6 protein-coding genes and 1 pseudogene are annotated in these 11,795 nt (G+C 55.2%); 5 read left to right on the forward strand and 2 right to left on the reverse strand.

Going from position 1 to position 11,795, the window contains the following annotated elements:
- The 3 genes from AC5S26_RS29570 to AC5S26_RS29580 form a co-directional block, all read left to right on the forward strand.
- On the forward strand, positions 1 to 282 hold a 282-nt coding region (locus AC5S26_RS29570), incomplete at its 5' end, for a single-stranded DNA-binding protein (protein ID WP_494188536.1).
- On the forward strand, positions 180 to 527 hold the full coding sequence (locus AC5S26_RS29575) for a hypothetical protein (RefSeq protein WP_494188537.1): 348 nt from the start codon (positions 180 to 182) through the stop codon (positions 525 to 527). The genes AC5S26_RS29570 and AC5S26_RS29575, both read left to right, overlap by 103 nt.
- Positions 524 to 886, forward strand: a complete 363-nt coding sequence (locus tag AC5S26_RS29580) for a CHASE3 domain-containing protein (RefSeq protein WP_494188538.1) — start codon at positions 524 to 526, stop codon at positions 884 to 886. Before AC5S26_RS29575 ends, AC5S26_RS29580 begins: the two co-directional genes overlap by 4 nt.
- A gap of 241 nt (positions 887 to 1,127) precedes the next feature.
- Here the strand turns inward: AC5S26_RS29580 and AC5S26_RS29585 are convergent.
- Positions 1,128 to 1,268 (reverse strand): annotated as a pseudogene (locus AC5S26_RS29585) (terminase gpA endonuclease subunit); the annotation flags it as partial.
- A 703-nt stretch (positions 1,269 to 1,971) separates the two neighbouring features.
- The gene (locus AC5S26_RS29590) at positions 1,972 to 3,078 is read right to left on the reverse strand and encodes an NADH:flavin oxidoreductase/NADH oxidase (RefSeq protein WP_494188539.1); all 1,107 of its coding nucleotides are present in this window, start codon (positions 3,076 to 3,078) and stop codon (positions 1,972 to 1,974) included.
- A 1,033-nt stretch (positions 3,079 to 4,111) separates the two neighbouring features.
- Here AC5S26_RS29590 and AC5S26_RS29595 point away from each other — a divergent pair.
- Both AC5S26_RS29595 and AC5S26_RS29600 read left to right on the forward strand, forming a co-directional pair.
- On the forward strand, positions 4,112 to 10,117 hold the full coding sequence (locus AC5S26_RS29595) for an Ig-like domain repeat protein (RefSeq protein WP_494188540.1): 6,006 nt from the start codon (positions 4,112 to 4,114) through the stop codon (positions 10,115 to 10,117).
- An 849-nt stretch (positions 10,118 to 10,966) separates the two neighbouring features.
- Entirely contained in the window at positions 10,967 to 11,698 is a 732-nt protein-coding gene (locus AC5S26_RS29600; RefSeq protein ID WP_494188541.1) for an SDR family NAD(P)-dependent oxidoreductase, read from the forward strand.
- The last annotated feature ends 97 nt before the right edge of the window (positions 11,699 to 11,795 follow it).

An 11,795-nucleotide genomic window follows, 5' to 3' on the forward strand; every position in this document is an offset into this window, starting at 1 on the left:
GCGGACAAACCAAAAGAAACGGAGCTATACACCATGTTCAACAAAGTCATCCTCATCGGCCGCCTCGGACAGAACGCAGAAGCCAAAAGCGCTCAAAACAACAAAGAGTACGTCATCCTCAACATCGCCACCCAGGAAAGTTGGAAGAACGAAAAGGGCGACTACGAGAGCCGCACCGAGTGGCACCGCGTCTACGCCTGGAGGAATCTCTCGAAGTTCGCAAGACTCTCCAGAAGGGGCAGCTCATCACCCTGGAAGGCATTCTCCGGTATCGCGAAGTAGAGGATGAGGTCAACGGGACCACCTTCAAGCACCGGATCGCCGAGATCCACGCCATCAGCATGAAACGGCTCTCGAAAATCGAGGCCGCTGATGATCCCGCGGACGGGGCCGACGACGAGTATTCGTCGGTCTGGGTGGATGAGCCGAGGGCTCATCCACTCTATCTTTCGGACGGTATTGTCGAACTGCGGTTTGTCTCGAAGCCGATGCTACCTGATAGACAGTCGGCAAGCCGCAGCCATTGAAGTGCTGGGTCCAACACTCGAACCAGGTGCAGTTCGAATTACTCAAGATCGAGTCGTTGTTGCGAGAGGCCGAGAGCGGTCAACGCGGTTTTCTTTACACCGCCGACTCGGTATTACCTGTTTACACAAGAAACGAGTCTCGGCGAGGTCCCAGTTCTTTGGAGGCTCCATGCGCCAAGCTTGAGGTCCTTGGCGGCGAGGCTAGGGCGTTACGCCATGCGCCCAAAACCAAAGTGATTCGCGGATTTACCTATTTCGCCCGGATATCATGCGTTGGCACTTACAATTTATGGGCCTCGGGAGAGGCCTCCCCGGCTTTCCCCGAGACCCTTGAGACGGAGCGCACGCTCTTGAGTTGAGCGCTCAAGGTGGGCCTTTGCGCAGACAACCACCTGTTATTAGGATGTCCGTTTCACCAACTTGGTGGTCATCGCTATTCGATTCCAGAAGAATACACACGCCTTTCCCGTGGAAGTACCTAACGTTGTAGGACTTGCTCCTTTTTGAACCTCAGCCACAATCGCAGACAGATCGTTATAGGTAACGGGTCGATGAAGTTCTGCAGGATCCAAAGGCCGGCATGCGCATAAACGGTAAGGTCTAGTGCTTCATTTCGAGTCTGATTGCGATCCATTCGTAGCGAATCCGACCAGTGTTTTTGTTTTTCACTGGCACTTTGCTCTCTGCGGCCAGCTGATCGAAATAGTCCTTCGTCGTCCATGCTGGGAAGTGCTGATATGCAGGACAGGGCTCACCCCGGAAGTAGTAGAGCGCCTAGTTCGAATGACCGGCGGCAACTTGCGACTTCTCACGCGGCTGCTCACCCAGGTTGAACGCATGCTGGGCGTCAATGGCCCGACATCCTCTGCCACCATGAACAGCGCCACCTAGGTGAGCAGCTCACTCTCTCCTATGACCGCAAACAGATCATTCTTGAACGAAGTGATCTGGCGGACGGTTTGGCAGGTCAGTACGTCGAGGTCTATCACTTTGCGGATCGTCCGCTCGAGTTGCGATGGAGAGGCCACTCGCTTCCCTATCGCGTCTTCAGCAGCGCGGGAAGCTTCGGCAATTGTTGATCTCAGGGCTTAGCACTCATTGAGGCACTCCATCGCGTTCCGATTACTTCCGAAAAGAGCGTTTATCCGGATGATCCTGAGCATCAATGTTGGGCACTCTGACACTCTCTTTACGGGGATTGTGCTTATGTACTGATGATGTCAGAAACCAATGTTGGCGAGAATTGCCGTGGATTCCCCATCCCTAGCTGGCAGCGCACTATGTGATCACCAGCGACGGGCGATTTCCGAACTAGGTCGATCTCTGCAAGGAGCGACAAAAAGACGACGAGAACTGCGACCGGGAACTCCATCACCAGGCAGAGTGACTATGCAAATGCAACGGATCCGGCCAAGACCCGCTCATCCAGCCACTCGGGCTATGGCTACTCAATTTCAAACAAATCTTTGAACCGCTGTGGTTGGGCACGAAGATATTGCTTGGGCGCGCGAACTTGCCCGCTTAGCTCCGCAGCGGCGTGCCACGGCCAGTGCGGGTCGTACAAGATCGCGCGTGCTAATGCGATCATGTCAGCATCGCCAGTTGCCACGATCGCCTCAGCCTGTTCAAACCCGCTGATCAGTCCGACGGCGACTACAGGCATGCGGACTCTGGATTTGACCGCGCGGGCAAACGGTACCTGATAGCTCGGCCCAACTGGGATGTTCTGTGCAGGATGCAAGCCACCGCTCGAGACGTGGATGGCATCGCAGCCGTGCTCCTCTAACTTTTCAGCAAAGGCGATCGTCTGCTCAATATCCCAGCCGCTTCTCACCCAGTCTGTGGCAGATACTCGCACGGAAACCGGTTTGTCGGCAGGGAATGCAGTACGCACCGCGTCAAAAATCTCGAGGGGAAACCGCATTCGGTTTTCTAGGGAGCCGCCATATTCGTCGTCTCGTCGATTGGAGAGCGGCGACAGGAACTGGTGCATCAGATAGCCATGAGCGACATGGAGTTGGATCAAGTCGATCCCGAGCCTCGCTACGCGGGCGGCTGATTCGGCGAAGGCATCGCGCACCCGTCGAAGTCCATTCTGGTCAAATGCGACTGGAGCGACCTGGCCCTCAGCAAAAGGTATTGCTGAAGGCGCCACTGTTTGCCACCCGAGCGGATGATCTGGGGCGAACTGAGCGCCACCCTTCCATGGAACCTCTGTCGAGGCCTTGCGACCAGCGTGACTCAACTGAATCGCGATCGGCATGTCGGACCAGCGGCGAATGCTCTTTAGCGTGCGGGATATCGCGGCTTCGGTCTCGTCATTCCACAGTCCGACGTCCGCATATGTTATGCGTCCCTCGGGAAGAACTGCGGTTGCCTCGATCGTCAACAGAGCCGCCCCCGACAGGGCGAGTTGGCCGAGGTGGATAAGGTGCCAGTCGTTCATGCACCCGTCCTCGGCTGAGTATTGATCCATAGGTGCGATCACGATTCTATTGGGCAGGTCGAGGTTATGAATACGGATCGGTCGGAAGAGAGCTGGCACAGCCATGATGACACCTTCTTGCGAAGCATAAACGGAGCGGCACGACTGTCCGGATGAACATTTTACGCTCCAAACCGAGACCCTGCGCCCGGAGCGAAATGCCGGATGTACACAGTGTCGCGCCCAGGACTAGCTACTAGTCGTGCTCGGCGTCCAGCATGCGTCGACGGGTTTTCTTCCGGATTCTTCGAGCAGACTATCCGGGTCTTGAGATACCTTGACCTCGCGCGTTGACGTCGGAGTGATGGAGCATTGCATGACTTGATCCGGATATCGCCCTGAGCGAACCGCAACACAGCACACCTCCGTCGTAGATGAGACTTGCATGCTGCACCGAATTGAACATTGATTAAATAGCAGCGGACCTTGAAGTGCATTTCGGTCCACGGACGGCGTACCGTGAAGACTTTGCCGAAAACTACGCCCGCAGTCTCCAGTACTCTTTCATTTCTTTTCAGACATTTGCGCGATGGCTGGGTGCGCACTAAGGAGATGCATTAATCTCACGAAAGCAAAGATATAGATCTTCTTGCTGTCCGAATCCTTGAAGCAGGCTTTGCCGCTAGAGCCCCAAATTATCGTTCACCGCGATCTCGATATCCTGTAGTAGCCCAGATAACGCTCCGTGGTCTGGATCGACGAGTGGCCGAGTAGAAATTTGATCTGTTCGAGACTTGGCGCACGCGCCATTTTGGGCTACCTACCATAAGTTGTAGCATGAATAATAACCCATAATTTGGCCCAATAGGCCAGCTTATGGGTTATTTCACCGATGTGCCGTCGGCATCTCGTGGGGAGCCACGCCGCCGCTGACAATAAAGCATAATTTGGCGTTATCTTCCAATTATGCTTTGTTCCAAAAGTTGTAGGCGTAGATACACTTCTACGTTGTTTCAGCTTCCAGGATTCATTAGAAAAGTCTAAGCCCTCTTTTTTATCTAAGGTTTAGACGATGAACGCTTTGATGTGGCGGCGCCACTCTATTTCTGCTCGTGTTTTTTTTGCCTTGATTCTCGTATTCGGTTGCGTTACAGCAAGCTTGGATACCGCTTTTGCGCAACAAGCTGACCCAGCGGACCAGAACCAGATAAGCCGCTCACTCCATCTGCATTTCGATGGGGAGCAGCCCCACCCGCTCGCGATGGTAACCGGTGACTTTGACGAAGATGGTATTGGGGACCTGGCCATCGGCTATGCACTCTCTAAGGGCGGCTCCGTACTGGTGCTGCGCGGCAACCTAGATGCTCATGCGCCGCAGACCCATGAGAGCTGGTTGGCTGCAGGGCAACACGAATATTCTGATCCCTACCTACAGAACTCCAAGCCGATTTCTGTAGACTCTCGGCCCGGTCTTATGACTGCTGCAGATGTGAACGGGGATGGCCATCTTGATCTGGTCTTCGCCACGAAGGGAGGGAGTCAGCTCTTTGCTATGTTCGGCGACGGCAAAGGGAATTTTCTTTCTCCAGTCAGCGCAACCGTGGACGGCGGCGTGACCGCGTTGACTGCCTATCGTCCGGGCGTGCCATTCATGAGCGAGGTGATCGTTCTCGGCCAGCAATCGAATAATGGAGCCAAACTGTCCATTCTGAGCTATAGCTCGAACACCTGGACGAAGCAGGCGAGTTATTCGTTGCCGGGGCGGGCTACCGCGATGACAGTGGCTAACCTCGATGCCGATTCGATTCCGGATACCGCGATCGTTGCCGGCGGCCAACTCCTGATCTTGCATGGCAAAGCTGCGCTCTCCGGACAAAATGCCCTGACCACCGTTCCCGGCAGTGACGTTGAATCGGTCATAGCCGGCTCGTTCCTGTTCGATCGCCATGCACAGTTGCAGTTGTCTGTACTGACCGCCGGCGGGGACGTGGTCACGCTGGCGCACGAGGGATTTGATCCCCGGCCTTATACTCCACAGGAGATCGGAAAAACACGCCGTCGGCAGCGGAGAGGGTCGAATCAAACGCAGACCCTCGCGCAGCAAGCAGGCAACACGGGATATGCGCCCTGGGTAGAGATCGAGAGATATTCGGGAGCGGCGGTGCACGCTTCCGGCGACCGGGCAGCAATTCTGCTGCGCTCTCGAAGGTCAGGTTCGGGAGGAGATGACCTCGTCGTCGTCAATTCCTCTCAACAACAGCAGACAGTCATCAGCCATCCATTAACGGCGGCGCATAGCCTCTCCTCCATGGCAGCGGCGGCGACGCCAGCCAGCCAGATATCCTACAGCAATCTCTCGACTGGCAATGTTGTTGCTGCTGTGGCGGCTCCCGTAACCCCGGGCGCTCGTCAGAGCCTGGTACTGTTCAGCGCTGACAATGTATCTCCTCAGGTCACGTTGCCGAGCACCGGCAATACCTTTTATGTAAACACTACGGCCGACAATACTGGAACGAATGTAGACCCGAGCGATGGCATTCGCTGCACGCAGGGATCGGCCGAGCGTTGCACGCTGCGGGATGCCATCACGTTTATCAATAACGATGCGGCCGATAACATCGGCGCAGGTACATCCGACACCATCATGCTGCCGGCGGGCACCTATAACCTCACATGGCAGGCAGGGACCTTTGATGGGAACGGGAACGGCGTGACGCACTTAGAGGTGCTGGGACCGGTAACTATCATTGGAGATAGCGCCAGCGATACCATTGTCAATGGCAATGACAACGACATAATATTTACCATTAATCCTGGGCCATATGGATCATTCAATTCCAGCGGAAGCTCTTACGTCTTCGATGCGACGTTGGAAAATCTGACCATTGAAAATGCCAAAAACTTAAATGATCTCGATACTAGCCCAACTGGGTATGCAAACTACGTAGGCGGTTGCATCAACTGGGATGCTGACGGACCGGGCAATCTCACCATCGTGAATTCGGTGATAAAAAACTGTCAGGCTCTGTGGGGGCCGGGCGGTGGTATCTGGACGGAAAATTCAGTTGGAGCCGGAACAGGAACGCTCATCCTCAGCGGGGATACGATCGAAAATAATTCCACAGCAGAACAAGGGGGAGGCTTATTTACCGCGAATCCTCCGACAGCAGTGTCCGCCACAAATACGGTGTTTTCGAATAACACAGCCCAGATAAGCGTGAACCCGAACGACTTCGATTCCGTCGGTGCGGGAGGCGGACTCTATTTCTCTGCACGCCCGGATGCGTCCTCTACGCCGAGGAGCACGTTAACAAATGTCACCGTCAGCTCCAATACCGCGGGAGATGATAACGGCGGCGGTATCTACACGAATACTGGCTTGCTGATAACTTCCTCGCTTATCGAAAACAACTCCGCAAAAGCCTGGGGCGGAGGGATTCATAGCGAAGTTGTCTCTCCGGAGACACAAACTACTATTACGAGTTCGAATTTTATCTCGAACTCAGCTGCCGCTACGGGGGGCGCGATCTCGGGGGGACCAGCGACCGCTGCCGAAGGCAACATTCTTCAGGTGAGTCTGAGCCGGATCGTCGGCAACACCTCAGCCAGCGGAGCAAGCGGTCTCGCAGCAGGTGTGTCCGCAGGCCAATCGGGCGAAGTAATCGCAACGGAGAACTGGTGGGGCTGCAACAACGGTCCAACAACAGCGAGCGATGGTTGCGACCAGGCAGTTCTTTATAACTCATCCACCGGAAGTCTATCCACCGCTCCATTCGCAAAGCTTGGATTCAGCTCGGACATCACAAGTATCCCGCCTGCCGGCAGCATGAATCTGACGCTTAGCTTGAATCGCGATTCCAATAACAATCCCATCACCGGTGCGTTTCCTGCCGTCGCTACAAATTGCCCCTTCACGTTCACTGTCTCTGGCGTAACAGAGAGCCCTGCGCTGACTACCGGAACATTTAATACCAGCGGTATTGGTACAGCCGTGCTTACGCCAACTTCTACCGGCAATGGAACTGTGACCGCGACATTCGACAACCAGACAGATACGATTAATTTCACGTCTCAGGCTGGGACTGCCACGTCACTATCCATTACCGCTCCATCCATCACATTTGGCCAGACGGCTTCGATCTCCATGGCCCTCACTCCCTCGAACGCGACCGGTATCACGGCTGCGGATTTTACTGCCACCATCGATAACACCCCGCTTTCGATCACCAGCACGGCGACGCCGAATGTGTTTATCCTGTCAGGTTCGGCGCTTGCTTCGCTGAACGGCGGCATCCATCCTATCCAAGTCAATTTCGCAGGTGCAAGCAGCTATAGTCCGAGCAGCGCGAGCACGTCTTTGCAGGTAAACAAGGCCACACTAAACCTTGCGTGGACGCCGACGTCACCCATTGTTTATGGGACGGCATTGTCTCCAGCACAGCTCAATGCGACAGCGACCTTCAACGGCAATCCCGTGGCCGGGACATTTAGTTACTCATCGGGGTCAGGTACGGTATTAGGTGTCGGACCGCACACGCTGACGGTATCCTTCACTCCGAGCGATGCGGCAGATTTCAACACGCCAACGCCAATTACGGCAAACGTTACTGTGACTCAGGCCGCGCCAGTCCTGACGTGGTCGCCGTCATCGCCAATCGTCTATGGGACGCCATTATCTTTTGCACAGTTGAATGCGTCGGCGACACACAACGGCACTCCCATAGCCGGGACATTTAACTACTCAACGGCGTTCAACACGGTATTGGGTGTCGGACCGCACACGCTGACGGTATCTTTCACTCCGAGCGATACGACGGATTACAGCACGCCAGCGCCGATCACCGCAAACATTACGGTGACTCCTGATACGCCGGTCATATCGTGGTCACCGTCATCGCCAATCGTCTATGGGACGGCATTGTCAGCAGCACAGTTGAATGCGACGGCAAGTAACAACGGGAGCGCGGTCGCAGGAACATTTAGCTATAGCCCAGCGTTGGGTACCGTACTGACTGGGGGAACTCACACGCTGACAGTCACGTTCACTCCGAGCGATATGACGGATTACAGCACGCCAGCGCCAGCCACGAAGAATATTACCGTGAGCCAGGGCACGCCCGTACTTGCGTGGTCACAACCGTCGCCGATCGTCTCCGGGACGGCACTCTCTGCGGCACAGTTAAATGCGACGGCGAGCTACAACGGCACTGCGGTCGCAGGAACATTCAGCTACAATCCAGCGCTGGGGACCGTACTGAGTGCGGGAACTCACACTCTAACAGCCACGTTTACACCGAGCGATACGACAGATTACAGCACGCCAGCGCCAGCCATCGCGAACGTTGTGGTAACTCCAGCTACGCCGGTGCTGGGCTGGATGGCCCCGGCATCCATCACTTACGGTACAGCCTTGACGAGCACCCAGTTGAGCGCGACAGCAACCTACAATGGCAATCAAGTGCAGGGAGTATTTACTTACACCACAGGGTCGGGCACGGTGTTGAGTGTTGGAATGAACACGCTGACGGCTACTTTTATTCCGAATGATTCGACAGATTACAGTACACCGACCGGGACAGTTAGCACGACGATTACAGTGACCCCTGCTACGCCGATGCTACAGTGGGCAACCCCTGCGTCGATTACGTACGGTGCAGCATTGACAGGCGCTCAGTTGAGCGCGGCTGCGACGAACCTCGGCAGTCCGGTGTCGGGAACATTTACTTACACGCCGGCACTGGGCACAGTGTTGAGTGTTGGATCGCATACTCTTTCGGCGACCTTCACTCCGAACGATACGACTGATTACAGTACACCGACCGGGACGGTGAGCACGATCATTACAGTGACCGCTGCTACGCCGACGCTACAGTGGGCAGCCCCTGCGTCAATCACCTACGGCACTGCACTGACGAACTCTCAATTGAATGCGACGGCAAGTTACAACGGCAGTCAGGTATCGGGATCATTTACTTACAACCCAGGACCAGGTACGGTGCTGAGTGCTGGATCGCATACTCTTTCTGTCTCATTCACTCCGACTGACACGACAACCTATGGTGCGCCAGCGCCGATTACGACGAACCTTACCGTGAGTCAAGACACGCTGACGATCATTGCTAATAATGCGACGAGAGTTTATGGGACGGCGAATCCCACCTTTGCCGGCGCTATCCATGGTGAGTTGCCTGCAGACAGCTTTACAGAGAGCTTCGTGACTCCGGCTACGTCCGGTTCTCCAGTGGGCTCGTATCCAATTATGCCCAGTGTGACGGGAATCAATCTGACTAACTACGCTGTGACCACGCAGAGTGGAGTTCTCACAGTGACTCCAGCAGGAACCACGGTTACTTTGAACACTACGAGCACAACGACCAACGCGGGTGCGAATGTTACTCTCACTGCAACGGTGTTATCGACAACTGCGGGAGTGCCAACCGGTTCGGTTCAGTTTCTCGATGGTTCGACGGTGTTGTGCAATGGAGTGCTGGGTGCGCAAGGCGTAGGAACCTATACGGCCAGTTCACTGGGTTCGGGAGAACACCAGATCACCGCAGTTTATGCCGGCGATACAAACTTTACGGGATCTAGTTCCTCGCAGTCTACGGTTACGATTGGCTCGCCTGGATATTCGTTGCAGGCAAATCCGGCTTCGCTGACACTCAAGGCGGGGCAGACTGGGGAAGTATCGCTAACCTTTACTCCCGTCGGTGGATTTACCGGTACTGTGAGCCTCAGTTGCGCGGGGCTTCCGGCAGGCGTCAGTTGCAACTTTGCACCCTCGAACCTTACGGCTGATGGATCGAACAAGCAGCAGACCGCACAGCTAACGATCTTTACTCTAGGATCGAATCAGGGAACGGTGTCGATGAACCGCAGGGATGGGTCCTCATCCGGCCCGCTGCAAGCTTCGGTGTTCCTCCTTCCGGGAATGTTCTTCGGAGGCTTTCTGATGTGGCAGCGCAAGAAACTGCATGTCCGCAATGGCCAATTGCTAATGTTGTTGATTCTAGCGGCCTCTTTGACAGGCATGGTTGGCTGCGGCAATTCCCCACTGACGGCAACGCTGGGAAGTTCCACCGTAACAGTCACAGCGACTGCCGCAGCGGTGGGATCGGGCGCATCGAATACAAGCGTGAATTTTAGGCTGACGATTGTTGAATAGAGATCTGACGAAGAAGAAACGAGTCGCATCGCTTGTGGGCAACTTTTATGTGAAGTACGGATTGCTGTAAATCAGTCTCGCCGAACCCCTTCTTTTTCTCCGCCTGCATTCCATGTAGTAGGGGATTTCCCGAAGGGAGTCCTCCAATGGTAGTGTCGCTCTTTTGCAATTATCTGGCACTTATTCGTGGAAGGCATTTCGGCCATCTCGCAGGCGTCTCGTGAAATTGCGCTTGCTTCGACAATACCTGGAAGGGGCGCGTCCGCTACGCAAAGTGGCTTCTAAAGATCAATTCCCTATCGAACCGCACTGTCGAAACGAGAGAATCTGGTAATGGCCAAGCAGAATGAGACGCCGCAACCCCATCCTTCTGTGCCAAATAATTAGCACAGAAGTGTGCCAGATAATTAGTCAAGCAACAGCCACGACCTCTTCGTTTGCGTCGGATTTTCCTATCACTGTGCCCCGATACCGGACCCTTGGCGAGGGCATCCCGGATCTGTAGCCCATTTTCTCGAATTTTGGCAAGGCGTTTCTGTTATCGAAAACCCTTGAGGAATTTATACGCGCATCGCGTGTTATTTAATCAGGCAACATCACATTACTCGCAAGCCTCAGGTCGGGTCTGTCTGGGGCTTCTTTTTCCGCGTCACGGCCCGTACAGCGATAGCTTCGGGATCGTAATAATTACCGCTGATCTTCAAAAGTTTCATCTGGACGTTTCTCGACAAAACAGCCTACCACTCGGGACGGCTGCATGAAGCGTCCACTCACCAGGCCTAAGTGAGGCTAGCCCCAGCAATGCAGCCTCGAAGACATTCGAAGCTAACACAGAAGAGAGATAAAGATATGAGCAAGCTCAAAGGAAAAGTAGCAGTCATCACCGCAGCGACCTCCGGCATGGCGCTCGCAACAGCCAAGCTCTTCGTCGAAGAGGGCGCATACGTCTTCATCACCGGGCGCCGCAAGGACAAGCTCGATGAGGCCGTGAAGCTCATTGGCAGAAACGTCACCGGTGTACAAGGCGATGCCGCCAACCTGGCCGACCTCGACCGTCTCTACGAGACCGTCAAACGCGAGAAGGGCAAGATCGACATCCTCTTCGCCAGTGCCGGTCGCGGCGAACTCGCCAAACTCGAAGAGGTCACCGAGGACCACTTCGATAACACCTTCGACCTCAACGTGCGCGGCACGCTCTTCACCGTGCAGAAGGCGCTCCCGCTCTTCAACGACAACGGCTCCATCTTTTTGAACGGATCCATCGCCAGCATCAAGGGCATCCCGGCGTTCGGCGTTTACAGCGCCAGCAAGGCCGCGGTTCGCTCCTTCGCTCGTACCTGGCTGCTCGAACTCAAGGAGCGCAGAATTCGCGTGAACATCCTGAGCCCCGGAACCATCGATACGCCGATCCTCGATCCCCTCGGACCCGATGCCAAGGAGTTCTTCAAATCCCAAATCCCGCGCCGCGAGATGGGACGCCCGGAAGAGATCGCAACCGTCGCCCTCTTCCTTGCCTCCAGCGATTCCAGTTTTGTCAACGGGATCGAGCTCTTCGTGGACGGCGGTACCGCCCAGATCTAACGGCAAGACTTTGTATTGCTCCAGTCCGTGAAATGGGATTCGTCCGCAGGAGCTTCCTCCGCTTCCTGAAACGAGTCCCATTTTGCTGTTGCTCTCG

The sequence above is a fragment of the Edaphobacter sp. FHG110511_03 genome, assembly GCF_059115365.1.